Origin of the sequence: Aquamicrobium sp. (assembly GCF_023954335.1) — a bacterium.
GTDB lineage: Bacteria > Pseudomonadota > Alphaproteobacteria > Rhizobiales > Rhizobiaceae > Aerobium.
Genome location: NZ_JAMLIE010000001.1, coordinates 142,591 through 166,968, shown reverse-complemented (window position 1 = coordinate 166,968; position 24,378 = coordinate 142,591). Strand labels below are relative to the sequence as shown.

The window sequence follows — 24,378 nt, the reverse complement described above, 5'->3', positions numbered from 1 at the left end:
CTCGGGACGATGTGCGCCGGCCGGACCTCACGGGCTTGAGCCCGGACGGCCTGGCACGCGTCTTTCGCATTGACTGTATATACGCAATAATGTAGATACGCAACTATGAATATCGAGACGACCATCGATCCGAACGTCATGCGCGCGGCCGCCGACGAGGCCAGCGAGCTTCTGAAGGCGCTGTCCAACCAGCACCGGCTGCTGATCCTGTGCCAACTGATCGAGGGCGAGAAATCCGTCGGCCAGCTCGCCGAGTTCCTCGGCATCCGCGATTCGACGGTCTCCCAGCATCTGGCGCTCCTGCGCCGCGAGCGCATCATCGCCGGCCGCCGCGACGGCCAGACGATCTGGTACCGCATCGAGAGCGGGCCGGCGCGCGCGGTGATGGAGGTGCTGTACGGCGCCTATTGCTCGCCGCAATGTTGATCCCGGGGCCGAGCCCGGACATAAACATCCCGCCAGGCCGCTCCCGCGAACCACCCAGCCACTCCCGACCTGCCATTTGCCACACCCTGCCGGCTCCCCTTCCTCCCGCGGCCCGGCAACGACGAGACGCGACATGACCGACCAGGCGACCGCCAAGAGAAACATCCTCGTTCTGACCGCCGCGCAGGCGCTGGGCGCGGCCAGCCCGCCGATCATCATCTCGCTCGGCGGCATCGTCGGGCAGACGCTGTCGTCGGTGCCGGCGCTGGCGACGCTGCCGGTCAGCCTCTACAATCTCGGCCTCGCCCTCGGCACCATCCCGGCGGCGATGATCATGAAGCGGATGGGGCGGCGCACCGGCTACCTGCTCGGCGCGTCGATCGGCGTCGTCTCCGGCCTCGTCGCCACGCTCGGCATCGTCGGCGCCACCTTCCTCGTCTTCTGCCTCGGCACCTTCGTCGCCGGCTTCTACGGCGCCTATGTCCAGAGCTACCGCTTCGCCGCCGCCGACGCCGCCACCGGGGCGCTGAAGGCCAAGGCGATCTCGTGGGTGATGATCGGCGGGCTCGCTGCCGCCGTGATCGGGCCGCAGCTCGTCATCTGGACGCGCGACGCGCTGCCGGCGGCGCCCTTCGCCGGCTCCTTCCTCAGCCAGGCGGCGCTGGCGCTGCTGGCGCTGCCCGTGCTGATGCTGCTGCGCGCGCCCAAGCCGGCCGCGCTGCCCGCCGGCCAGCAGGCGGCGGCAGGCCGGCCGCTCGGGGAGATCATGAAGACGCCGCGCTTCATGCTCGCCGTCGCCGCCGGCGTCGTCTCCTACGGGCTGATGAGCTTCGTCATGACCGCCGCGCCGATGGCGATGGTCGGCTGCGGCTTCACCGTCGGCGAGGCGGCGTTCGGCATCCAGTGGCACGTGCTGGCGATGTTCGCGCCGAGCTTCTTCACCGGCAACCTGATCGCCCGCTTCGGCAAGGAGCAGATCACCGCGTTCGGCCTCGTCCTGATCGCGGCGTCCGGCGTGGTGGCGTTGGCCGGGCTCGACCTCGCCAACTTCTTCGTCTCGCTGATCCTGCTCGGCTTCGGCTGGAACTTCGGCTTCATCGGCGCGACGGCGATGATCACCGACTGTCACACGCCAGAGGAACGCGGCAAGGTGCAGGGCGCCAACGACTTCATCGTCTTCGGCACGGTGGCCGTCGCCTCCTTCTCGTCCGGCTCGCTGTTCACCTCGACCGGCTGGGAAGCCATCAACTGGATGATCTTCCCCATCGTCGGGATCGTCCTCGTCCCGCTCGTCTGGCAGGCCGCCCGCAAGCGCCGGGCGCGCGCGGCGTAAGGCGCGCTCCCCGGCGCGACGGAACGCCGGGAGAGCCCGACGCGCCTGCGACAGGATCGCGCCGCGGCAAAGTCGCTCTTGCTTTTATATACATATCTTCGTATATAGGTATATACAATCATCCTGCTGGAGATACCGATGACCCTCGACCGTTCCGTTCTCGCCTTCGCCGGCCTCATGGTGCTCCTGTCCGTGGTGCTGACCGTGTGGGTGTCGCCGCTGTTCGTCTGGCTCACCGTCTTTGTCGGCGCCAACCTCCTCCAGTCGGCCTTCACCGGCTTCTGCCCGGCGGCGATCGTCATGAAGCGTCTCGGCATCAGGCCCGGCTGCGCCTTCTAGGCGCGGCGCCCACCGGCCTTCCGGCCGGGGCGGGATGCCCGACGCCCACCCTAAGCCCGAGAGAACCCAGATCATGCGCTCCCTCTTCCTTGCCGCCGCGCTGGCGACGGCAACCCCGGCGCTTGCCGCCGAAACCCTCGTGCTCGCGCCTGAGACCGTGCCCGAGTGGAAGGCGGTCTATGGCCGCGTCGAGGCGCGCGACCTCGTGCCGGCGCGCGCGCGCATCGGCGGCACCGTGGTCGACCTCCTCGTCTCCGAGGGCGACGCGGTCGAGGCCGGGCAACGCATCGCCGTGGTGCGCGACGACAAGATCGCGTTCCAGATCGCCGCCTACGACGCGCAGCTGCGCGCGCTCCAGGCGCAGCTCGAAAAAGCCGAGGCCGAGCTCGCCCGCGGCTCGTCGCTGGTCGAGCGCGGCGTCGTCACCGCCCAGCGGCTGGAGCAGCTTCGCACCGATGTCGACGTGACGCGCAGCCAGATCGCCGCGAGCGAGGCGCAGCGCTCCGTCGTCGTCCAGCAGGGCGAGGAGGGCGCGGTGCTCGCCCCGGCCTTGGGTCGGGTGCTCACCGTGCCGGTGACGAAGGGCGCGGTGGTCATGGCCGGCGAGCCGGCCGCCACCATCGGCGGCGGCGGCTTCTTCCTGCGGCTGGCCATTCCCGAGCGCCACGCGCGCGACCTCGTCGAGGGCGCGGCGATCCGCATCGCCGCCGGCGGGGCGCAGATGCAAGGCCGGCTCGCCAGGATCTACCCGCAGATCGAGAACGGCCGCGTCGTCGCCGATGTCGAGGTCGAGACGCTCGACCGCGCCTTCGTCGACGCGCGCGTGCCGGTCGAGGTGCCGGTGGGCAGCCGCGAGGCGCTGCTGGTGCCGCAAGCGGCCATCGCCACCCGCTCGGGCCTCGACTTCGTCCGCGTCGTCGCGGGCGGCGGCGCGGTCGAGCGCGCCGTGGTGCCGGGCGAGACCGTGATGCGCGACGGCGAGTCCTTCGTCGAGATCCTGACCGGCCTCGCCGCCGGCGAAACCGTCATCGTCCCATGACGCCGCCCTCCGCCAACGGTTCCAGCCCCAATGATCCTGACCCCAAGGGCCTGGGCATCGCCGGGGCGCTGACGCGCGCCTTCATCGTCTCGCCGCTGACGCCGCTGTTCCTCATCGCCGCCTTCGTCTTCGGCCTCGTCGCGCTGACGGCGCTGCCGCGCGAGGAGGAGCCGCAGATCTCGGTGCCGATGGTCGACATCCTCGTGCGCGCCGACGGGCTGAAGGCCGAGGACACGGTCAAGCTCGTCACCGAGCCGCTTGAGATCATCGTCAAGGGCATCGACGGCGTCGAGCACGTCTATTCGCAGACCGCCGACGATTCCGTGCTGGTGACGGCGCGCTTCCTCGTCGGCACCCCGGCGGACGCGGCCGTGCTGCGCGTCCACGACAGGATGCGCGCCAACATGGACCGCATTCCCGTCGGCATCCCCGAGCCGCAGATCATAGGCCGCGGCATCGACGACGTCGCCATCGTCGCGCTGACGCTGACGCCGAAGCCGGACGCGGCAGGACGCATCGGCCCCAACGACCTGACGCGCGTGGCGCGCGAGCTCAAGACCGAGATCGCCAAGATCGAGGATGTCGGCATCACCTATCTCGTCGGCGCGGTCGACGAGGCGATCCGCATCGCGCCCGACCCGGCAAGGCTCGCGCTCTACGGCGTCACCCTCCAGCAGCTCGCCGGCAAGGTCGGTGGCGCGAACCGCGCCTTCCCGGCGGGCCGCGTTCGGGACAGTGGCGAGCAGATCGTGCTGGCGGCCGGCGAGACGCTGGCGACGCCCGCCGCCATCGGCAACCTCCTCATCACCACGCGCGACGGGAGGCCGGTCTATGTCCGCGACGTCGCCACCGTCGAATTCACCGCCGAGGTCGGCGAGGCCATCGTCTCGACCGTCACGCGCGGCGAGGACGGCGGACTCGTGCGCGTCCCGGCCGTTACCCTTGCTGTCGCCAAGCGTGCCGGCTCCAACGCCGTCACCGTCGCCGAGACGATCCTGCATCGCGTGGCGGCGCTGGAAGGCTTGCTGATTCCGGACGAGATCGCCGTCGAGGTGACGCGCGACTATGGCGAGACCGCCGACGAGAAGGCCAACGAGCTCCTGTTCCATCTCGGCCTCGCCACCGTCTCGATCATCCTGCTGGTCTGGTTCGCCATCGGCCGGCGCGAGGCGGTGGTGGTGGCCGTGGTCATCCCCGTCACCATCCTGCTCACCCTCTTCGCCTCGTGGACGATGGGCTATACGCTGAACCGCGTGTCGCTGTTCGCGCTGATCTTCTCCATCGGCATCCTCGTCGACGACGCCATCGTCGTCATCGAGAACATCGCCCGCCACTGGGGCATGGCCGACGGGCGTGACCGTCGGACGGCGGCCATCGAGGCGGTGGCCGAGGTCGGCAACCCGACCATCGTCGCGACGCTGACCGTGGTGGCGGCGCTGCTGCCGATGCTGTTCGTGTCGGGCATGATGGGGCCGTACATGTCGCCGATCCCGGCCAACGCGTCGGCGGCGATGATCTTCTCCTTCTTCGTCGCGGTGACGGTGACGCCTTGGCTGATGCTGAAGGCGGCGGGCAAGGCGCCGCTGCATGGCGCTGCCGGCCATGCCGGCGGCGGCGCGCTCGGCCGGCTCTACGCTGCCGCCGCGTGCCCGGTGCTGGCCTCGAAGGCGCGGAGCTGGCTGTTCCTCCTCCTCGTCGGGGCGCTGACGCTCGGCTCGCTTGCCCTGTTCTACACGCGCGACGTGACGGTGAAGCTCCTGCCCTTCGACAACAAGTCGGAGCTCTTCGTCACCATCGACCTGCCGGAAGGGTCTTCCGTCGAGGATACGGACGCGGTGGCGCAGCGGGTGGCGGCGGTCGTGCTGGCGCTCGACGAGGTCAAGTCCGTCCAGACCCATGCCGGCGCGGCCGCGCCCTACAATTTCAACGGGCTGGTGCGGCATTCCTTCTACCGCACCGAGCCGCAGATGGGCGACGTCGCGCTGAATCTTCTTCCCAAGGGCGAGCGCGCGCGCGCCAGCCACGCCATCGCGCTCGACATCCGCGAGCGGATCGCGGCCGTGGCCGCGCCGGAAGGCACGGTGTTGAAGGTGGTCGAGCCGCCGCCCGGGCCGCCGGTGATGGCGACGCTGCTGGCCGAGATCTACGGGCCGGACGCGGCGACGCGGCGCGCTGTGGCGGAAAGGATAGAGGCCGCGTTCCGCTCGGTTCCCTACATCGTCGACGTCGACAACTCGTACGGCGTCGCCCCGCGCCGGCTGCGCGCCACCGTCTCCAGCGACGATCTCGAATTCTTCGGGGTCGAGGAGGGCGACGTGCTCGACACCATCGCCATCCTCAACGGCGGCGCGACGGTCGGCTATTCGCATCGCGCCGGCGGGCGGCGGCCGATCCCGATCCGCATCGAGCAGCCGAAGGCCGAGCGCCGGCTGGACGAGCGCTTTCTGACGACGCCGATCCCCGCCAACGTGCTGCCGGGCGCCCGCGGCGTGGTCGAGCTGGGCGACGTGGTGCGCGTCGCCGAGGAGCGGGCCTCGCTGCCGGTGTTCCGCCGCAACGGCCGCGCCGCCGAGATGGTGACGGCCGAACTCGCCGGCGATTTCGAGGCCCCGCTCTACGGCATGCTCGCGGTGCAGACCGCGCTCGATGCGCAGGACTGGGGCGAGTTGCCGAAGCCCGTCGTCTCGCTCCACGGCCAGCCGCAGGACGAGCGCCTCCCGACGCTTCTGTGGGAGGGCGAATGGGAGGTGACGTGGGTGACGTTCCGCGACATGGGCGCGGCGTTCATGGTGGCGCTGCTCGGCATCTACATCCTCGTCGTCGCCCAATTCGGCTCGTTCAGGGTGCCGCTCGTCATCCTGACGCCGATCCCGCTGACCTTCATCGGCATCCTCGGCGGCCACTGGCTGTTTTCCGCGCCGTTCTCGGCCACCTCGATGATCGGCTTCATCGCGCTCGCCGGCATCATCGTGCGCAACTCGATCCTGCTGGTCGACTTCATCCGCCATACAGATCCCGCCGGGCGCAGCCTCACGGAAATCCTGATCGAGGCGGGCTCGATCCGCTTCAAGCCGATCCTGCTCACCGCGCTGGCCGCAATGATCGGCGCCGGCGTCATCCTCGCCGACCCGATCTTCCAGGGACTGGCGATCTCGCTGCTGTTCGGCCTCGCCTCGTCGACGCTGCTGACGGTGCTGGTCATCCCGGCGATCTACCGCGTGCTGCGCACGTGAGCGCACGCGCCCGGACCCCGGGGGGCTTGGCGAAACCCTCCCGTTACGGTTAAGTGGAACGTGTCTCCTTTGGAGGAAAGGGGGCGGGAGGAACGCAATTGGCCGTCGACATACTGATCGCCGAGGACGAACCGAGCATTCTCGAGGCGCTGACCTTCGTCCTGCGCCGGGCGGGATGGACGGTTCACACCGTCACCGACGGGGAAGCGGTGATGAACGCCGTGCGCCGCGACCGGCCGCGCGTGCTGGTGCTCGACATCATGATGCCCAAGCGTTCCGGTTTCGAGGTGCTGAAGCAGATCCGCGGCAACGAGGCGACGGCCGCTCTGCCCGTCCTCGTGCTGACCGCCAAGGGGCAGCAGCAGGACCGGCGCATCGCCGGCGAGCTCGGCGCCAACAGCTTCGTCACCAAGCCCTATTCCAACGCCGACGTCATCGAGGCGGTGCGCGCCCTGCTCGACGAGCCGGCGGCGCTGGAGCGGCAGTAGGGAGCGCGGCGTGATGACCCGCCCGGACACCGCCCACCCGGCCGCCACCCGCCAGTCCCGGCCATGACCCGCCGCAAGCTCATCGCCGCGGCGCTGTTCTTCACCGTGTTCGGCGCGCTCGCCTACCTGCCGCCGCTCGTCATCCTCTTCCGCTTCGATCTGCGCGTGTTCGGCGTGCCGGTCGAGACGGTCTACGTCTTCGCGCTGTGGTTCGTCCTCGTCGTCGGCGCGCGCTGGTTCAGCCGCGTCCTGCCCGACGACCGCCCGCCGGAGGAGAAGCTGCCGCACAAGCAACCCGACAGGCAGCAGGAGGCCGGGCCGTGACGCTGACCGCCGACCTCGTCATCGCCACGGCGATCGCCTATGTCGGGCTGCTGTTCCTCGTCGCCTTCCTCGGCGACCGGCACACGCGCAGCCGCGACGGCGGATTCCTGCGCTCGCCCTTCGTCTACACGCTGTCGATCTCGGTCTACTGCACGAGCTGGACCTTCTACGGCGCGGTCGGCTCGGCCGCCCGCAACGGGCTCGAATTTGTCACCATCTATCTCGGGCCGACTCTGGTGTTCGTCGGCTGGTGGTTCATCCTGCGCCGGCTGGTGCGCATCAGCCACGACCAGCGCATCACCTCCATCGCCGATCTGCTCTCCTCGCGCTTCGGCAAGTCGAACCGGCTGGCGGTGCTCGTCACCATCCTCGCGGTGATCGCCATCGCGCCCTATATCGCGCTCCAGCTCAAGGCTGTGACCTCGTCGATCGAGACCATCGCCGGGGCGTCCGAGTTCGGGCGCGGCAGCCTCGAAGGCTGGGACGAGATCGGCCTGGCCTTCGGCGTCGCCGCCGGCATGGCCGTGTTCACCATCCTGTTCGGCACCCGCAACGTCGACGCCAAGGAGCAGCATCACGGCGTCGTCGCGGCCATCGCGCTCGAGGCCGTCGTCAAGCTCACGGCGCTGGTCGCGGTCGGGGTCTCGGTCGTCTATGTCAGCGGCGGCATGGACGCGATCTACACCCGCGCCGCCGAGAAGGGGCTGTCGATCCACGCCACCGAGACCTTCGGCGACCGCTGGGTCGCCTCGATGCTCCTGGCGGCGGCGGCCATCATCTGCCTGCCGCGCCAGTTCCAGGTCACGGTGGTCGAGAATTCCGACGAGAGCCACCTGCGCACGGCGAGCTGGGCCTTCCCGGCCTACATGCTGGCGATGAGCCTGTTCATCGTGCCGATCGCGCTCTACGGGCTGACGGTGATGCCGCCCGGCTCCAACCCGGACATGTTCACGCTGACGCTGCCGCTCGCCGGCGGACAGGACGGGCTGGCGCTGTTCGCCTTCATCGGTGGCTTCTCGTCGGCGACGTCGATGATCATCCTCGAATCGATCGCGCTGTCGATCATGGTGTCGAACCACATCGTCGTGCCGATCATGCTCAAGCTGACGGCGAACGAGGGCATCGGCGACGGGCAGGGCGTGCGCCGGCTGATCCTCAACGCGCGGCGCCTGTCCATCGTGCTGATCCTGTTCCTCGGCTTCAGCTATTTCTACCTGACGCGCGCCTCGGACGCGCTGGCGCCGATCGGCCTCATCTCCTTCACCGGCGTCGCCCAGTTCCTGCCGGCGATCCTCGCCGCCCTGTTTTGGCGCGAGGCATCGGCCAAGGCGGCGATCGTCGCCATCCTCGCCGGTTTCCTCGTCTGGGTGTGGTCGAGCTTCATGCCGTCCTTCGCCTCGTCCTCGCCGGCCGTCGCCGCCATCATGGCCGAGGGGCCGTTCGGCATCGGCTGGCTGAGGCCGCAGGCGCTGTTCGGGCTGGAGCGGCTCGACCCGCTGGCGCACGCCGTGTTCTGGAGCCTCTTCCTCAACACCAGCATCCTGATCCTCGGCTCGCTCGTCACCAGCCAGTCGGCGCTGGAGCACGTGCAGGCGGCGCTGTTCCTCAACGTGTTCCGCAAGGCGGCGGGCGAAGCGTCCTCGCTGCGCGGCTCGGCCACCGCCGACGACCTCTTCCTCGTCGCGCGGCGGGTGCTCGGCCACCAGCGCGCGGTCGACCTGTTCTCCGAGGAGGCCAAGCAGGCGGGCATGCCGTGGTCGGCGCTGGCGCCGAGCCCCGCCTTCATCCACCGGCTCGAGCGCGAGCTGGCCGGCTCGGTCGGCGCGGCCTCGGCCCATGTCATGCTCTCCAAGGTGGTCTCCGGCGACGCGGTGTCGCTGGAGGAGGTCATGCAGATGGCCGACGAGACCCAGCAGGCGATCGAGCATTCGCAGGCGCTGGAGCGGGCCTCGGCGCAGCTGCGCGCCACGGCCGAGAAGCTGGAGGTCGCCAACCGCCAGCTGCGCAAGGTCGACCAGCAGAAGGACGAGTTCCTGAGCCAGGTCAGCCACGAGGTGCGCACGCCGATGACGGCGATCCGCGCCTTCTCGGAGATCCTTTTGTCCGAGGCCGACCTCGACGACGCGCTGCGGCGCAAGTTCCTCAACACCATCCACAAGGAGAGCCTCAGGCTGACCTCGCTGCTCGACGAGATCCTCGACCTGTCGGCGCTGGAGCGCGGCGAGCGCGTCTGGGAGAACCGGCTCATCGACGCCGAGGAATCGCTCGACCAGGCGCTTCAGGTTTGCGACGCGCTGGCGCGCCAGAGCAACACCTCGGTGCGCGTCGGCGCGCGGGCGCAGAGCGCGGTGGTGCTCGCCGACCCCGACCGGCTCGGGCAGGTTCTGATCAACCTGATCTCCAACGCGATCAAGTACAACGACGCGGTCGCGCCGGAGGTGAAGGTGCGCTCGCGCATCGAGGGCGACGACTACATCATCGAGGTGGCCGACAACGGCGTCGGCATCCCCGAGGAGGAGCGGCCGCGCATCTTCGAGAAGTTCTACCGCGGCCGGCTCGGCGAGAACGCCTCCCATGCCGGGGCCGGGCTCGGCCTGCCGATCAGCCGCGAGATCGTCACCCACATGAACGGCCGGCTCGACCTCGTCCCCGGCGTCGGGGAGGGGGCGTGCTTTCGCGTCACCCTGCCGCTGATGTCCGCCCCGGCCGGGAGCCTGACCGATGCGTAGCCTGATCGCCGCCGCCCTCACGCTCTGGCTCGCCGCACCCTCGGCGGCGCAGGAGATCGTCAGCGCCTATACCGACATCGACGCGGACATCACCTGCTCGACCTTCGCCGCCGCCGCGGAGGGCGAGGGCGACTGGTCGAACATGGTCTGCGCCGGCTATCGCGGCTATCCGGTCGTCGTCCACTACGGCGACCTGCGCGAATCGGTGTTCTACGGCTTCCCGCCCGACGGCGACCTCGCCCCGGCATGGGAGAGCTTTTCCGGCTTCAACCGGACCGGGCCGAGGATCGAATGGCGCATCGAGCGCCATGACGGGCGCGAAACGCCGTTCGCCACCATCCATCGCTGGTTCGTCGCCGACGGCGAGGGCGGTCCCGATACCGAGGTTCTGGTCGTCGAGAAGGTCGGCCAGATCCATGGCCGCGAGGGCTGCGTCGTCGGCTATGTGGTGGCGAGCGGCAATCCGGACGCCAACGGAAAGGCCCGCCGCATCGCCGACGGGCAGGCGCGCGACTTCGCCTGCGGCGACCAGCCTACGATCGACGCCGGCAGCGTGCCGCTGCCGGAGTTCGTCCACGACCGGCCGTGAATGGTTGCCGGAAGGATGGACCGGGCTACGCCTTCGCCCGCGCGATGGCCTCGACGATCATCCGCCGCGCCTCGGCGGCGTCGCGCCAGTCGCCGATCTTGACCCACTTGCCGGGTTCGAGGTCCTTGTAGTGCTCGAAGAAGTGCTCGATCTGCTGCAGCGTGATCTGCGGCAGGTCGGAATGTTCGTGGACGTTCTCGTAGCGGCGCGACAGGTGCGGCGAGGGCACGGCGATGATCTTCTCGTCGCGGCCGGCATTGTCCTCCATCACCAGGACGCCGATGGGGCGCACATTGATGACGCAGCCCGGCACGAGCTGGCGCGTGTTGCAGACGAGGACGTCGATCGGGTCGCCGTCCTCGGACAGGGTGTGCGGCACGAAGCCGTAATTGCCGGGATAATGCATCGGCGTGTAGAGGAAGCGGTCAACGACCAGCGTGCCGGCCTCCTTGTCGAGCTCGTACTTGATCGGCTGGCCGCCGACCGGCACCTCGATGATGACGTTGACGTCGTGCGGCGGGTTCGTGCCTATGGCAATGGCGTCGATGCGCATGGGTGCGTTCCTGACAGGTTGGGGCGTGACTATCCCGCCGATATAGCCTGCGCGCGCTTATTGCAATGCAGCAAGAAGCGGACGGCCAGCAGGCGATGGGCGGCGGAAGCGGACCTGTCAGTCCCAGACGAAGGCGAGCTTGCGCAGCGCCCGCTGGTCGAACACCTCGACGCCCTCGGCGACGTCGCGGCCGCCGGCCCCGGCATAGAAGCGCGCGGCATTGGCGTTGTCCTCGAGCGCCCAGACGACGAGGCCGGAAAGGCCGTGGGCGGCGAGCCGGCCGCGCGCCGCCTCGAACAGGCGCGTGCCGAGGCCGACGCCCTGATATTCGGGCCGCACGTAGAGCTCGTAGATCTCGCCTTCCTGCGGCAGCTCGCGGGCGCGGTTGCGGCCGAAGGTGGCGTAGCCCACCACCTCGCCGCCGATCTCGACGACGAGGACGCTGGCGGCGCGGCGGATGGCGTCGGCCCACCAGGCGACGCCGCGGCGCGAGATCATCGCCGTCAGCGCCTTGAACGGGATGATGCCGGCATAGGCGCCCTGCCACGATGCGGCATGGACGCCCGCGATCGCCGCCGCGTCATGCGGCTCGGCCTTGCGGATGTCGATCGTCAGCGTCTTCATGATTTGTTAACCATAGACCCGGAGCGGGCACCGGGGCAAGACGCGAGGGACTCGCGCCGCCGTTTCTCACAGCCTCGGCTTCAGGGAGAACCGGCGCGGCGGCTCAGATCTCGACGACGTGGTCGTCGAGCTCGTTGGGATTGCTGACGCCGCCGGGAAAGTGCTGCGCGAGCAGCAGGCCCGACCTGTCGATGGCGTCGGCCAGCCCCTCGGTCAGGCGGCCGGCCTTGGCGGCGGCGACGATGCGGCCGACGATGGCGTCCCATTCGCTCTGGCCGACCTTGTCGCTGATGCCGGCGTCGGCCACCACGGTCGCGTATCGTTCCGCCAGCGAAACGAAAATCAGGATGCCGGTGCGCTTCTCCGTCAGGTGGACGTTGTGGGCGAGGAACTGGCGCATGGCGTTGTCGTGCGCGCGCCGGTAGCGCAGGCCGCGCGGGGTCAGCCGGATGGCGAGGTCGGGCACGAGCCGCAGCACGAGGAGCGCCGCGAGCAGCGCCGCCGCCTCGCACAGGGCGAAGGCGAGATGGCTGACCGCGAACCAGCTGCGGTCGAGCCAGACGGCGACGGCGAGGCTGGCCAGCATCACCCCGACGGCGAGCATGAAGGCGGCGGGAAAGACGTAGCCGTCGCTCGAGCGCGCGACCACGCAGTAGATCTCGCCGCGCGTGACGGCCTCGGCCGCCTTGATGCGCTCCGAAAGCGTCTGGTGGTCGTGCGGTGTCAGCGAACGGCTCATCTCGTGTCCTTTTTTCCCGTTGTCTACCAGCTTCCGGATGCGCCGCCGCCGCCCGACGAGCCGCCGCCGCCGGAAAAGCCGCCGCCGCCCGAGGACCACCCGCCCCCGCCGGAGGAGGAGGACCAGCCGCCGCCGGAGGAACGGCCGCCGCCGCCGGAGCCGCCATATTCGATGGTGACGCCGAGCCATTTGTAGCGGCCCGGCCCGAGCCTGCGGCCGAAGATCGGGGCGAGGATGGCGAAGAGAAGGCCCCCGAGGAAGATCGACAGCCAGATGGCGATGAAGATGGCGACGATCCAGTCGTCGAAGCTCTCGTCCTTGCGGTTGCGTTCGGCGCGCGCCTCCAGCTCGGCGCCGTTGCCTTCGAGCACCATGACGATGTCGTCGACCGCGGCCGAGATGCCGCCGGCGAAGTCGCCGGCGCGGAAGGCCGGCGTCAGCGTGTTCTCGATGATCAGCTTGGAGTGGAGGTCGGTCAGCGTGCCTTCGAGCCCGTAGCCGACCTCGATGCGCATGCGCCGGTCGTCGCGGGAGACGAGCAGGAGGATGCCGTTGTTCTCGCCGGCCTGGCCGAGCCCCCAGTGGCGGAAAAGGCGGTTGGCATAGGGCTCGATCGCCTCGCCGCCGAGGTCGGGCACGGTGGCGACGACGATCTGGTCCGAGGATTTCGCCTCGAAGGCGGCGAGCTTGGCGACGATCGCGGCTTCCGCCGCCGCGTCGATCATGCCGGCATTGTCGACCACGCGGCCGGTGAGCGCTGGCAGCTGCTGGGCGAAGGCGGGGAGACAGAAGAGGAGGAGAAGCAGGAGGGCCGGCAGCCAGCGCCGGCGCCGCCCCTCATCCGGCCCTTCGGACCACCTTCTCCCCGTGAACGGGGAGAAGCAAGAGGCGGCGGTGGCGCGGCCATCCCTCCCCTCCCCGTTCGAGGGGAGAGGAAGCCGGCAGGCCGGTGAGGGGCGGCGCGGCGGATGCAGGGCGGACACTGTGGCGACCGCTCAGCCCCGGTTGCCGAAATTCACCTCCGGCACCTCCATCTTGTCCTCGGCGATGGTGAAGTTCTGGAACGGCTCGTTGTCGGTGAACCAGATCCAGGCCCAGATCATCGAGGGCAGGGTGCGCAGCGAGGTGTTGTAGACCCGGACCGCCTCGATATAGTCGCGCCGGGCGACGGCGATGCGGTTCTCCGTGCCCTCGAGCTGGGCCTGAAGCGCGAGGAAGTTCTGGTTGGCCTTGAGGTCGGGATAGTTCTCGACCACGGCGAGCAGCCGCGACAGCGCGCCGGTGAGCTGGGACTGGTTCTCCTGGAACGCCCGGAAGGCCGCCTCGTCCTGCAGGAGCTCGGGCGAGATCGTGGTCTGCGTCGCCTTGGCGCGCGCCTCGACGACCGCCTCCAGCACCTCGCGCTCGTGCGCGGCGTAGCCCTTCACCGTCTCGACGAGGTTGGGGATCAGGTCGGCCCGGCGCTGGTACTGGTTGAGAACCTCGCTCCACGCTGCCTTGGCACGCTCCTCGTTGGTCGGAATGGTGTTGAAGCCGCAGGCGGCGAGCAGCGGCAGCATCAGCGCCACAGTGACGAGGCCGGCGAGGCGGCGCGGCGAGAAGGCGGACAAGGCCAGGGCGTGCATGGATCGATTCCCGGAAAGATTGAGGGGCGGCAACCATAGCCCGCTTTCTGGCACAAGAAAACGACAGGCCGCGCATGGCGCTCGCGGCTTGTGCGCCGGGCGCGGGCGGGTCTAATCTCCGCGCGGCAAGGATGACTTCATGAACCGAGACCACCGGAACGATCACAAGGACGAGGCCGAATCGCGGCGGATCATCAACCGCGTCGGGGCCGAGAGCGAGGCGTCGATGGCGCGCCGTGTCGCTGATCATATGGCCGGCCGCGACGCCGGGGGCAGCGATCCGATCGAGCTGTGGGGCACGCGCATCGGCCGCTGGCTGGGCGTCGGGCTGCTCGTCTACGTCATCTGGTGGCTGATCGACTTCTCCTCGGGCGGCGGCTGACAAGATGACCGATGCGCCAGGGACGGCCGGGCGGGCCGTCATCGTCCTGTCGAGCCATGTCGTGCGCGGCACCGTCGGCAACCGCGCCGCCGTGTTCGCGCTGGAGACGCTCGGCCTGCCGGTCTGGGCGATGCCGACCGTCATCCTGCCGTGGCATCCCGGCCATGGCAGGGCAACGCGGATCGTGCCGCCGCCGGGCGAGTTCTCGGCGCTGGTCGACGATCTCGCCGCCGCGCCGTGGCTCGGCGAGGTCGGGGCGGTGCTGTCGGGCTATCTCGGCGGGCCGGAGCAGGCCGAGGCCGTGGCGCGGCTCGTCGGCGCGGTGAAGGCGCGCAACGAAGGCGCGCTTTACCTCTGCGACCCGGTGATGGGCGACGCCGGCGGGCTCTACGTGCCGGAGGCGACGGCGGCGGCGATGCGCGACCTCCTCGTGCCGCTTGCCGACATCGCCACGCCCAACCGTTTCGAGCTCGAATGGCTGGCCGGCGCGGCGCTGCCCGACAATAGCGCGGCGGCGCGCGCGGCGCTGCGGCTCGGGCCGCCGACCATGCTGGTCACCTCCGCGCATGCGCTGATGGCCGGCTCGATCGGCAACCTCCTCGTTACCGACCGCGAGGCGGTGCTGGCCGAGCATCGCGCCGTGCCGGACGCGCCGCACGGCACCGGCGACCTGATCTCGGCGCTGTTCCTCGCCCGGCTGATGACCGGGCAGAGCGCGGCCAAGGCGCTTCAGACGGCGACGGAGGCGGTGTTCGAGGTGCTGGCGCGCGCCGTCAAGCGCGGCGCGGACGAGCTGATGCTGGAGACGGACGCGCAGAGCCTCGCGCGCCCGATGGCGATGGTGCAGATGCGCCGGCTCGTCCACCCCGACGCCGGGCCGGAAGGCGGCAGGCGCGCGTGAGGCATGGCTGCGGGAGGCGGGCAAACATGGAAATTCGATGCCACTTCCGGTCTCAGGCCTTAAAGTTTATTGCGCTGCCATCACTTTGGCGTTATCGCGATCTCCATGAGCCATCTGCCTGAAAGACTGCTCGCCGGCTACCACGCCTTCATGGGTGGCCGCTATTCGGCGGAAAGCGAGCGCTACCGCACCCTGGCCCGCAACGGCCAGACCCCCGAAACCATGGTCATCGCCTGCTGCGATTCGCGCGCCGCGCCCGAGACGATCTTCGATTCGGGGCCGGGCGAGCTGTTCGTGGTGCGCAACGTCGCCAACCTCGTGCCGCCCTACGCGCCCGACGGGCGGCACCACTCGACCTCCGCCGCGCTCGAATTCGCGGTGCAAAGCCTGAAGGTCAAGCACATCGTCGTGCTCGGCCACGGCCGCTGCGGCGGCATCCGCGCCGCGCTCGACCCGGCCGCTGCGCCGCTGTCGCCCGGCGATTTCATCGGCAAGTGGATGGGACTGGTCGCGCCGGCGGCCGAGGCCGTCGCCGGCAACGAGATGATGACGCGCGGCGAGCGCCAGACCGCGCTGGAGCGCATCTCGATCCGCTATTCCCTCGCCAACCTGCGCAGCTTCCCCTGCATCAACATCCTCGAGGGCAAGGGCAAGCTGTCGCTGCACGGGGCGTGGTTCGACATCTCGACCGGCGAGCTGTGGGTGATGGACCCGGCGACCGGCGATTTCCGCCGCCCCGACCGGGACGGCTGACCGGGCTCAGGGGCCGGGCGGCCCCGCGCGAGGCGCGAGGACGATGCCGGCCATGGCCGGCTCCGGCAGGCTGCGCCACCACAGCCACGAGGCGAGCGTGACGAGGCCGAGGCCGGGAATCACCGTCGCCAGCGCCACCACCGGATCGACGAACAGGCCGGCGAACAGCCCGCCGACAAGCCCCCCGCCCATCTGCAGGAAGCCGCTGAGCGCGCTGGCCGCGCCCGCCATGTGCGGAAAGGGCGCGAGCGAGGCCGTCGACATGGCCGGCATGACGAAGGCGCCGCCGAAGGCGTAGAGCATGACCGGAGCCATCACCAGCCAGAAGGTCGGCTCGAAGACGCGCAGCAGCACGGCGAGGCCGAGGCTGCCGGCGACGATGCAGGCGATGCCGAAGGGCAGGATGCGATAGGCGCCGAAGCGGCCGATGGTCTGGCGCACCGTCAGCGAGCCGGCGAAGAACGAGCCCGACTGCAGGAGCATGGTCAGGCCGAAGGTCATCGGCGACAGGCCGATCCGGTTCATCAGGATGAAGGGCATGACCACGGCGAGCGTGTAGAACGCGCCGATGCCGCCGGCCATGACGAGGCCGCAGGCCATGAAGTAGCCGCTGGAGAACAGCCGGCCATAGGAGGCGACCAGCGCGCGCGGGCGGATGCGGGACAGGTCGCGCGCCACGGTCTCCTTCAGCGCGTAGTGGCAGATCAGGGCCACAGTGATGCCGAACAGCACCATCAGCACGAAGATCGCGTGCCAGCCGAACAGCTCCATGGTGATGCCGCCGAGCGTCGGGGCGAAGGCCGGCCCGATGCCGAGGATCAGCCCGATCAGGTTCATGATGCGGGCCGAGCCTTCGCCGACATAGAGATCGCGCACCACGGCGCGGGCGATGGCGACGCCGACCGATCCGCCGATCCCTTGCAGGAAGCGGGCGAGGATCAGCACCTCGATGGTGGGCGAGACGAGCGCGACGACGCTGGCGACGAGATAGATGGCCATGAAGGCCATGATCACCGGCTTGCGCCCGAAGCCGTCGGACAGCGGGCCGCAGACGAGCTGGGCGAGCGCGAAGCCGGCGAAATAGAGCGAGACGGTCATCTTCACCATCGAATCGGTGGTGGCGAAGTCGTGGGTGATCTGCGGCATGGCCGGAGTGAACAGCGCCATGGAGACCGGGCCGATGGCGACGAGGAGCGCGCCGATCAGGCCGACACGGCGCTCGCTCATCGCGGGCGCGGCCGCCTCCGGCCGGGAGGGAAGGACGTTCATTGCGCGATGCTCTCCTGGACGTTCCCCCGGGGGGTCCCTTGGGCACTTCCCGGGGCGCTCCCCCTGGCGCAGTCCGGTCGCATGGCGACGAGCCTGCGGCGGATCGCGATCAGCATCTGGCGCAGCTCCTCGACCTTGCCGGCGTCGAGGCCTTCCGTCATGTCCGCGCGCATCACGGCGCTGACGGCGAAGATCTGGTCGAGCGCCTGCCCGGCTGCCTCGGTCGTGTCGACGAGCTTGGCGCGGCGGTCGGACGGATCGGCCTCGCGCTGGACGTAGCCCTGCGCCTCCAGCCGGTCGAGGCAGGCGCTCAGCGTCATCGCCTCGATGCCCATCCGTTCGGCCAGCGCGGCCTGCCGGACCGGGCCGACGCGCGCGACATGGGAAAGCGTGCGCGCCTCGGCCGGCGTCAGGCCGAGGCCGGCCGCGTCGGTGCGGCGGTCGAACTCGGCGCGCAACAGGCGGGCGGTGTCGGCGATCAGGAAGCCGATCGTGTCGGGGCTGTACCGGGCGGGCATTTGTAAGGAATCCTTATTATCTCTATTCCTTACGATCAAGGGACAGGCCGGTCAATCGCGCCGCTGCATGGCTGCCTTGTCGAAGCGCAGGGCCGTTGCGCATCGGCGGCCCCATGCCTAAATCGGGCAGGTCGTCGCGCGAGTCGTCCGCGCCGCCGTTCCTGTCCGTCCTGCCGGAGGTCTTCATGCCCGTCGCCACGCCCGATCTCGCCCGCCATCCGCTGACGCACTGGACGGGGCCGCTCGGCCTGCCGGATTTCCCCGCCATTGCCGACGGCGACTTCGCCCCGGTCTTCGACGCCGCGCTGGCGGCGCACGAGGCCGAGATCGCGGCGATCGCTGACAACCGTGAAGCGCCGACGATCGGCAATACGCTGGAGGCGCTGGAGCTTGCGGGCGAAGCGCTCGACCGGGTCTCGGCGATCTTCTGGTGCCGTGCCGGCGCGCATACCGACAAGGACATCCAGGCGCTGGAGCGCGAGATCGCGCCGAAGATGTCGCGGCATTTCTCCGCCGTCCACATGAACGCGGCGCTGTTCTCGCGCATCGACGCGCTTTATCAGGCGCGCGCGACGCTTCGCCTCGATGCCGAGACGGTACGGGTGCTGGAAAAGACGTGGAAGCGCTTCGTCAAGGCCGGCGCGAAGCTCGGGCCGCAGGACAAGGCGCGGCTTGCCGCGATCAACGAGCGGCTGGCCTCGCTGGGCGCGCAGTTCGGGCAGAACGTGCTCGCCGACGAGGCCGGCTGGGCGCTCTTCCTCGACGCGGGCGACGACCTCGCCGGCCTGCCGGATTTCCTGACGAGCGCGATGGCCGAGGCGGCCGCGGCGCGTGGCGAGGCCGGGCGCTATGCGGTGACGCTGTCGCGCTCCATCGTCGAGCCGTTCCTGTCGTTTTCGGCCCGGTGCGACCTGCGCGAGAAGGCGTTTGCCGCGTTCACCCGGCGCGGCGCCAACGGCGGCGCGAGCGACAACGGCGCGGTGGTGAAGGAGACGCTGGCGCTGCGCGCGGAAAAGGCGCGGCTGCTCGGCTATGACAGCTATGCGGCGCTGAAGCTCGACGACACCATGGCCAAGACGCCGGCCGCCGTGCTGGCGCTGCTCGAACCCGTGTGGGAGAAGGCGCGGGCCAAGGCCGGCGAGGAGCGCGCCGAATTGCGGCGGCTCGCGGCGCAGGCCGGCGACAACGCGCCGCTCGCCGCCGCCGACTGGCGCTACTGGCAGGAAAGGCTCCGGATCGAGAAGTACGATTTCGACGAGGCCGAGCTGAAGCCCTATCTCCAGCTCGAACGCATCGTCGACGCCTCTCTCGACGTCGCCGGGCGGCTGTTCGGCCTCACCTTCGAAGAAAGGAAGGGCGTTCCCGTCTGGCACGAGGACGCGCGCGTCTTCGAGGTGAAGAACGCCGACGGCTCGCATCGCGCCGTGTTCGTCGCCGACTATTTCAGCCGGCCGTCGAAGCGCTCCGGCGCATGGATGAGTTCGTTGCAGTCGGCGCATCGTCTGGGCGAGGGGGCGACGCCGATCGTCTACAACGTCATGAACTTCGCCAAGCCGCCGAAGGGCAAGCCGGCGCTGCTGTCTATGGACGAGGCGCGCACGCTGTTCCACGAATTCGGCCACGCGCTGCACGGCATGCTCTCCGAGGCGCGCTGGCCGTCAGTGTCCGGCACCGCCGTGTCGCGCGACTTTGTCGAGCTGCCGTCGCAGCTCTACGAGCACTGGCTGACCGCTCCCGCGATCCTCGAAAAGCACGCTGTCCACCATGAGACCGGCGCGCCGATGCCGGCGGCGCTGGTCGAGAAGATGCTCAAGGCGCAGAATTTCAACGCCGGCTTCGCCACGGTCGAGTTCGCCGCCTCGGCGCTGGTCGACATGGCCTATCATTCGCGAGGCGAAGCGCCCGCGGATCCGCTCGCCTTCGAGGCCGAGACGCTCAAGCGGCTCGGCATGCCGGACGAGATCGCCATGCGCCACGCCACGCCGCATTTCCTCCACGTCTTCTCCGGCGACGGCTATTCGGCCGGCTACTATTCCTACATGTGGTCGGAAGTGCTCGACGCCGACGCCTTCTCGGCCTTCGAGGAGACGGGCGACGTGTTCGATGCCGGGCTGGCTGAAAAGCTGCGCGCGCATATCTACGCCGCCGGCGGCACGCGCGACCCGGAAGAGCTCTACCGCGCCTTCCGCGGCAAGATGCCGTCGCCCGAGGCGATGATGGAAAAGCGCGGGCTGGCCTGAGGAGGCCGGCTTAACTGGAACGGCTCAGCAGGGACGCAGGTCGCCCCGGCGAGCGGGATCGGCGCAGGCGGGCACGGTGCCCGCGGCCGAGCCCTTCGGCCCGGTGATCGCCGCCATGTCGACGCCGTCCATGCCCGGACGCCAAGCGTCGTCGCGCACGCTCCCGGCGATAGTGGGTTCGGCGACGACCGGCGAAGGCGCGGACGACACGGCCTCAACGCCGGCCAGCGCGATGAGCGCGGCGGCCGTACCGAGGGTGATCGTGCGTCTGGAAAGCGTCATGCCAAGGTTTCTCCGCGGTGCCGAGGATAACGCGCGAAGGTTAACGAGGTTTCAAGAAATCGTGCCGTCGCCGGAGTATTTTGCAGTCCGACGGAATCCTCCGACTTCGCATAAATGCGGCCAAGGAAATAAGCGGGAGCAGCGTAAGCAGCGTTCTTCAGAACGCCCGCTGCTCGGCCGGATCGACGCTTTTTGCCCGCACCCCTTTCGCAACTGCGAAAAAACCTGTATGAGGCCCCTCCCGAAAGCGCCTGTGCCCTGCTGCGCGGCCGAACCCCAGAGACCCCTATGAAGCTTCGAAACATCGCGATCATCGCGCATGTCGATCATGGAAAGACCACGCTCGTCGATGCGCTCCTGAAGCAGTCCGGCTCGGTCCGCGACAACCAGCGCGTCGCCGAGCGCGTCATGGATTCCGGCGACATCGAGAAGGAGCGCGGCATCACCATCCTCGCCAAGGCCACCTCGGTCGAGTGGAAGGACACGCGCATCAACATCGTCGACACGCCCGGCCATGCCGATTTCGGCGGCGAGGTCGAGCGCATCCTGAACATGGTCGACGGCGCCATCGTGCTGGTCGACGCGGCCGAAGGGCCGATGCCGCAGACCAAGTTCGTCGTCGGCAAGGCGCTGAAGGTCGGCCTGAAGCCCATCGTCGCCATCAACAAGATCGACCGGCCCGACGCGCGCCATGTCGAGGTCATCAACGAGGTGTTCGACCTGTTCGCCGCGCTCGACGCCACCGACGAGCAGCTCGACTTCCCGATCCTCTACGGCTCGGGCCGCGACGGCTGGATGGCGGAGAGCCCGGAGGGACCCAAGGACACGGGCCTCGCGCCCCTGTTCGACCTCGTGCTGCGCCACGTGCCGGAGCCGAATGTCGGCGACGGCCCGTTCCGCATGATCGGTACCATCCTCGAGGCCAACCCGTTCCTCGGGCGCATCATCACCGGCCGCATCGAATCGGGCAGCCTGAAGCCCAACCAGGCGGTCAAGGTGCTGCATCACGACGGCTCGCTGCTGGAGACCGGGCGCGTCTCCAAGATCCTCGCCTTCCGCGGCATCGAGCGGCAGCCGATCGAGGAAGCGCAGGCGGGCGACATCGTCGCCATCGCCGGCCTTTCCAAGGGCACGGTCGCCGACACGTTCTGCGACCCGGCGGTGACGGAGCCGCTGAAGGCCCAGCCCATCGATCCGCCGACCGTGACCATGTCGTTCCTCGTCAACGATTCGCCGCTCGCCGGCACCGAAGGAGACAAGGTGACGAGCCGCGTCATCCGCGACCGCCTGCTGCGCGAGGCCGAGGGCAACGTCGCGCTCAAGATCGAGGAATCGGCCGACAAGGATTCGTTCTACGTCTCCGGCCGCGGCGAGCTTCAGCTCGCGGTGCTGATCGAGACCATGCGCCGCGAGGGCTTCGAGCTCGCCGTGTCGCGGCCGCGCGTCGTCATGCAGAAGGACGCGAACGGCCAGCTCCTGGAGCCGGTCGAGGAGGTCGTCATCGACGTCGACGAGGAGCATGCCGGAATCGTCGTCCAGAAGATGAGCGAGCGCAAGGCCGAGATGGTCGAGCTGCGCCCCTCGGGCGGCGACCGCCAGCGCCTCGTCTTCCACGCGCCGACGCGCGGGCTGATCGGCTACCAGTCGGAGCTTCTGACCGACACGCGCGGCACGGCGGTGATGAACCGGCTGTTCCACGAATACCAGCCCTACAAGGGCGAGCTGCCCGGCCGCATCAACGGCGTGCTGATCGCCAACGAGGCGGGCGAGGCCGTGGCCTACGCGCTGTGGAACCTCGAGGATCGCGGCCCGATGGTCATCGATCCGGGCGTCAAGGTCTATGCCGGCATGATCATCGGCATCCACTCCCGCGACAACGACCTCGAGGTCAACGTCTTGAAGGGCAAGAAGCTGACCAACATCCGCGCCGCCGGCAAGGACGAGGCCGTCAAGCTCACCCCGCCGATTCGGATGACGCTGGAGCGGGCGCTGGCCTGGATCCAGGACGACGAGCTGGTCGAGGTGACGCCGAAGTCGATCCGCCTGCGGAAGCTCTATCTCGACACCCACGAGCGCAAGCGTTTCGAGAAGAGCCGGGTCGCCGGGGCGGCTTGATTTTCGCTCACGGGCCGCACCGCCGCCGGCGGCGGCTGGCCCTGCGCGGGCGCGCCGGACGACCGGCGGCCCGCAGTCGCGGGCTCGGCCTTCGGCCGGGGTTGACGAATTGGACGGCGGCCGCTTCGGTCGCCGTTTTCGTGTTGGGTTTAGGCAAAGGAGGCGTTCGATGGCCAAGATGATCCATTCGATGATCCGCGTTCTCGATGAAGAGCGGTCGGTGGCGTTCTACGGGCAGGCGTTCGGGCTGAAGGTGGCGCAGCGGCTGGATTTCGAGAGCTTCACCCTCGTCTATCTCGCCAATGCCGAGACCGGCTTCGAGCTGGAGCTGACCATCAACAAGGGGCGCGAGCAGCCTTATGAGCGCGGCGACGGCTACGGGCATCTCGCCGTCTCGGTCGAGGACGTCGACGCCGAGCATGCGCGGCTTTCGGCGGCCGGCCTCGCCCCGCGCAAGCTGGTCGACTTCGCGCCGGGCGGCGAGGTGATCGCCCGCTTCTTCTTCATCGCCGATCCCGACGGCTACGAGATCGAGGTGCTCCAGCGCGGCGGTCGCTATCTTTAGGCACGGCTTGCCGAAGCCGGATTGACAGCGGCGGCGGCGGCGCGATGATGCGGGCTTCGGAGGAGGCCGCCCATGGACCCCGCATTTCTGCTCACCGCGCTGATCGTCGTCGCCTCGCCCGGCACCGGGGTGATCTACACGCTCGCCGTGGCGCTCGGGCGCGGCGGTGCCGCGTCGGTCTCGGCTGCCTTCGGCTGCACGCTCGGCATCGTGCCGCACATGGCCGCGGCCATCCTCGGCCTCGCCGCGCTGATGCACACCAGCGCGGTGCTGTTCCAGATCGTCAAGTTCGCCGGCGTCGCCTATCTCCTGTGGATGGCGTGGGGCACGCTGAAGGAGAACGGCCTGCTCAACGCCGAGCCGCAGAAGGAGACGCTGTCGCATGCCGCCATCGTGCGGCGCGGCGTTCTCCTCAACATCCTCAACCCGAAGCTGTCGATCTTCTTCCTCGCCTTCCTGCCGCAATTCGTGCCGCTCGACGCCGCCAGTCCGACCGCGACGATGATCTGGCTCGGCCTCGTCTTCATGGCGATGACCTTCGCCGTGTTCGTCGTCTACGGGCTCCTGGCGGCTCAGGTGCGCGGCCGTGTGCTGTCGAGCCGCGTCGCCATGGCGTGGCTGCGCCGCACCTTCGCCGCCGCCTTCGCGCTGCTGGGCTTGAGGCTCGCGCTGTCGTCGCGCTGATCCGGGAGCCCGCTCGATGGACCTCGCCTCGCTCGCCATCTTCGCCGCCGCGTTGTTCGTCGCCGCCGGCTCGCCCGGCCCGTCGATCGTCGCACTGGTGGCGCGCGTGGTCTCGTCGGGCTTTCGCGGCGTCTTTCCCTTCCTCGCGGCGATGTGGATCGGCGAGGCGGTCTGGCTGTCGATGGCCGTGTTCGGCCTCGCTTTCCTCGCCCAGACCTTCCATCTCGCCTTCGTGGCGCTGAAATGGGCGGGCGTCGCCTATCTCGTCTGGCTGGCGTGGAAGATGTGGAGCGCCCCGGTCGTGATCCGCGAGGGCGAGATGCCGGACGCGCGATCGCCGTGGAAGCTGTTCTTCGCCGGCATGGCGGTGACGCTCGGCAACCCCAAGATCATGATGTTCTACATGGCGCTCCTGCCGACCATCGTCGACCTGCGCGCCATCACCCTCGGCGACTGGGCCGGGCTGACGCTGACCATGGCGCTGGTGCTGGTCGTCATCGACCTCGCCTGGGTGGCGGCGGCCGTGCAGGCGCGCCGCATGCTCCGGAGCGCGCGGGCGGTGCGCGCCGCCAACCGGGTCAGCGCCGCCACCATGGCCGGCGCGGCGGCGGCGATCGCGACGCGCTGA

26 protein-coding genes are annotated in these 24,378 nt (G+C 69.5%); 17 read left to right on the top strand and 9 right to left on the bottom strand.

The genetic code is table 11. From position 1 onward, the window contains the following. The first annotated feature begins 105 nt into the window (after nucleotides 1-105). From M9945_RS00860 to M9945_RS00820, 9 genes are all read left to right on the top strand, one after another. Nucleotides 106-426 (top strand): ArsR/SmtB family transcription factor, encoded by a 321-nt coding sequence (locus tag M9945_RS00860; RefSeq protein WP_367943041.1) that lies wholly within the window; start codon nucleotides 106-108, stop codon nucleotides 424-426. 133 nt (nucleotides 427-559) lie between these two features. Next, a complete protein-coding gene (locus M9945_RS00855) occupies nucleotides 560-1,759 on the top strand; it encodes an MFS transporter (RefSeq protein WP_367943040.1) in 1,200 nt (399 codons plus the stop codon). 138 nt (nucleotides 1,760-1,897) lie between these two features. Continuing rightward, nucleotides 1,898-2,098, top strand: a complete 201-nt coding sequence (locus M9945_RS00850; protein ID WP_367943039.1) for a DUF2892 domain-containing protein — start codon at nucleotides 1,898-1,900, stop codon at nucleotides 2,096-2,098. A gap of 73 nt (nucleotides 2,099-2,171) precedes the next feature. Further along, a complete protein-coding gene (locus tag M9945_RS00845) occupies nucleotides 2,172-3,137 on the top strand; it encodes an efflux RND transporter periplasmic adaptor subunit (RefSeq protein WP_367943038.1) in 966 nt (321 codons plus the stop codon). After that, nucleotides 3,134-6,370 (top strand): efflux RND transporter permease subunit, encoded by a 3,237-nt coding sequence (locus M9945_RS00840; RefSeq protein WP_367943037.1) that lies wholly within the window; start codon nucleotides 3,134-3,136, stop codon nucleotides 6,368-6,370. Before M9945_RS00845 ends, M9945_RS00840 begins: the two co-directional genes overlap by 4 nt. Nucleotides 6,371-6,468: 98 nt before the next feature. Continuing rightward, nucleotides 6,469-6,858: a response regulator transcription factor gene (locus M9945_RS00835; RefSeq protein ID WP_367929997.1), complete on the top strand. Its 390-nt coding sequence runs from the start codon at nucleotides 6,469-6,471 to the stop codon at nucleotides 6,856-6,858. Between the two features lie 63 nt (nucleotides 6,859-6,921). Further along, nucleotides 6,922-7,182 (top strand): hypothetical protein, encoded by a 261-nt coding sequence (locus M9945_RS00830; RefSeq protein ID WP_367943036.1) that lies wholly within the window; start codon nucleotides 6,922-6,924, stop codon nucleotides 7,180-7,182. Next, on the top strand, nucleotides 7,179-9,911 hold the full coding sequence (locus M9945_RS00825; protein ID WP_367929999.1) for an ATP-binding protein: 2,733 nt from the start codon (nucleotides 7,179-7,181) through the stop codon (nucleotides 9,909-9,911). Before M9945_RS00830 ends, M9945_RS00825 begins: the two co-directional genes overlap by 4 nt. Beyond that, the gene (locus tag M9945_RS00820) at nucleotides 9,904-10,500 is read left to right on the top strand and encodes a hypothetical protein (RefSeq protein WP_367943035.1); all 597 of its coding nucleotides are present in this window, start codon (nucleotides 9,904-9,906) and stop codon (nucleotides 10,498-10,500) included. Before M9945_RS00825 ends, M9945_RS00820 begins: the two co-directional genes overlap by 8 nt. Nucleotides 10,501-10,525: 25 nt before the next feature. Here the strand turns inward: M9945_RS00820 and ppa are convergent, their stop codons facing one another. The 5 genes from ppa to M9945_RS00795 all read right to left on the bottom strand — a co-directional run bounded on the left by ppa (nucleotide 10,526) and on the right by M9945_RS00795 (nucleotide 14,041). Continuing rightward, a complete protein-coding gene (ppa, locus tag M9945_RS00815; RefSeq protein WP_367943034.1) occupies nucleotides 10,526-11,053 on the bottom strand; it encodes an inorganic diphosphatase in 528 nt (175 codons plus the stop codon). 117 nt (nucleotides 11,054-11,170) lie between these two features. Beyond that, complete coding sequence (locus M9945_RS00810; protein ID WP_367943033.1) at nucleotides 11,171-11,677, bottom strand: N-acetyltransferase family protein; 507 nt, start codon at nucleotides 11,675-11,677, stop codon at nucleotides 11,171-11,173. Between the two features lie 103 nt (nucleotides 11,678-11,780). Further along, complete coding sequence (locus tag M9945_RS00805) at nucleotides 11,781-12,416, bottom strand: TPM domain-containing protein (RefSeq protein ID WP_367943032.1); 636 nt, start codon at nucleotides 12,414-12,416, stop codon at nucleotides 11,781-11,783. A gap of 23 nt (nucleotides 12,417-12,439) precedes the next feature. After that, nucleotides 12,440-13,234: a YgcG family protein gene (locus M9945_RS00800; RefSeq protein ID WP_367944735.1), complete on the bottom strand. Its 795-nt coding sequence runs from the start codon at nucleotides 13,232-13,234 to the stop codon at nucleotides 12,440-12,442. A 177-nt stretch (nucleotides 13,235-13,411) separates the two neighbouring features. After that, the gene (locus tag M9945_RS00795) at nucleotides 13,412-14,041 is read right to left on the bottom strand and encodes a LemA family protein (protein WP_367943031.1); all 630 of its coding nucleotides are present in this window, start codon (nucleotides 14,039-14,041) and stop codon (nucleotides 13,412-13,414) included. A 139-nt stretch (nucleotides 14,042-14,180) separates the two neighbouring features. On the opposite strand from M9945_RS00795, the gene M9945_RS00790 reads away from it, so the two are divergent. The 3 genes from M9945_RS00790 to M9945_RS00780 all read left to right on the top strand — a co-directional run bounded on the left by M9945_RS00790 (nucleotide 14,181) and on the right by M9945_RS00780 (nucleotide 16,077). Further along, a complete protein-coding gene (locus M9945_RS00790) occupies nucleotides 14,181-14,423 on the top strand; it encodes a hypothetical protein (protein WP_367943030.1) in 243 nt (80 codons plus the stop codon). A 4-nt stretch (nucleotides 14,424-14,427) separates the two neighbouring features. Further along, nucleotides 14,428-15,324, top strand: coding sequence for a pyridoxal kinase PdxY (gene pdxY / locus M9945_RS00785; RefSeq protein ID WP_367943029.1), 897 nt, complete (start codon nucleotides 14,428-14,430; stop codon nucleotides 15,322-15,324). Nucleotides 15,325-15,429: 105 nt separating this feature from the next. After that, nucleotides 15,430-16,077 (top strand): carbonic anhydrase, encoded by a 648-nt coding sequence (locus M9945_RS00780; RefSeq protein WP_367943028.1) that lies wholly within the window; start codon nucleotides 15,430-15,432, stop codon nucleotides 16,075-16,077. Between the two features lie 6 nt (nucleotides 16,078-16,083). Here the strand turns inward: M9945_RS00780 and M9945_RS00775 are convergent, their stop codons facing one another. The 3 genes from M9945_RS00775 to M9945_RS00765 are packed head-to-tail and all read right to left on the bottom strand — an operon-like array spanning nucleotide 16,084 to nucleotide 18,051. Continuing rightward, complete coding sequence (locus M9945_RS00775) at nucleotides 16,084-17,346, bottom strand: multidrug effflux MFS transporter (RefSeq protein ID WP_367930008.1); 1,263 nt, start codon at nucleotides 17,344-17,346, stop codon at nucleotides 16,084-16,086. After that, nucleotides 17,343-17,864: a MarR family winged helix-turn-helix transcriptional regulator gene (locus M9945_RS00770; protein ID WP_367943027.1), complete on the bottom strand. Its 522-nt coding sequence runs from the start codon at nucleotides 17,862-17,864 to the stop codon at nucleotides 17,343-17,345. The genes M9945_RS00775 and M9945_RS00770 overlap by 4 nt, the downstream gene beginning before the upstream one ends. Before the next feature lie 22 nt (nucleotides 17,865-17,886). Beyond that, nucleotides 17,887-18,051 (bottom strand): hypothetical protein, encoded by a 165-nt coding sequence (locus M9945_RS00765; protein ID WP_367943026.1) that lies wholly within the window; start codon nucleotides 18,049-18,051, stop codon nucleotides 17,887-17,889. Here M9945_RS00765 and M9945_RS00760 point away from each other — a divergent pair. Continuing rightward, the gene (locus M9945_RS00760) at nucleotides 18,050-20,104 is read left to right on the top strand and encodes a M3 family metallopeptidase (protein ID WP_367943025.1); all 2,055 of its coding nucleotides are present in this window, start codon (nucleotides 18,050-18,052) and stop codon (nucleotides 20,102-20,104) included. The genes M9945_RS00765 and M9945_RS00760 overlap by 2 nt on opposite strands. Before the next feature lie 24 nt (nucleotides 20,105-20,128). Here the strand turns inward: M9945_RS00760 and M9945_RS00755 are convergent, their stop codons facing one another. Continuing rightward, a complete protein-coding gene (locus M9945_RS00755) occupies nucleotides 20,129-20,386 on the bottom strand; it encodes a hypothetical protein (RefSeq protein ID WP_367943024.1) in 258 nt (85 codons plus the stop codon). A 288-nt stretch (nucleotides 20,387-20,674) separates the two neighbouring features. On the opposite strand from M9945_RS00755, the gene typA reads away from it, so the two are divergent. From typA to M9945_RS00735, 4 genes are all read left to right on the top strand, one after another. Further along, on the top strand, nucleotides 20,675-22,501 hold the full coding sequence (gene typA / locus M9945_RS00750; RefSeq protein WP_367943023.1) for a translational GTPase TypA: 1,827 nt from the start codon (nucleotides 20,675-20,677) through the stop codon (nucleotides 22,499-22,501). A gap of 169 nt (nucleotides 22,502-22,670) precedes the next feature. Next, entirely contained in the window at nucleotides 22,671-23,066 is a 396-nt protein-coding gene (locus M9945_RS00745) for a VOC family protein (protein ID WP_367943022.1), read from the top strand. A gap of 72 nt (nucleotides 23,067-23,138) precedes the next feature. Next, nucleotides 23,139-23,750, top strand: a complete 612-nt coding sequence (locus M9945_RS00740) for a LysE family translocator (protein ID WP_367930014.1) — start codon at nucleotides 23,139-23,141, stop codon at nucleotides 23,748-23,750. A 16-nt stretch (nucleotides 23,751-23,766) separates the two neighbouring features. Next, nucleotides 23,767-24,378, top strand: a complete 612-nt coding sequence (locus M9945_RS00735) for a LysE family translocator (RefSeq protein ID WP_367943021.1) — start codon at nucleotides 23,767-23,769, stop codon at nucleotides 24,376-24,378.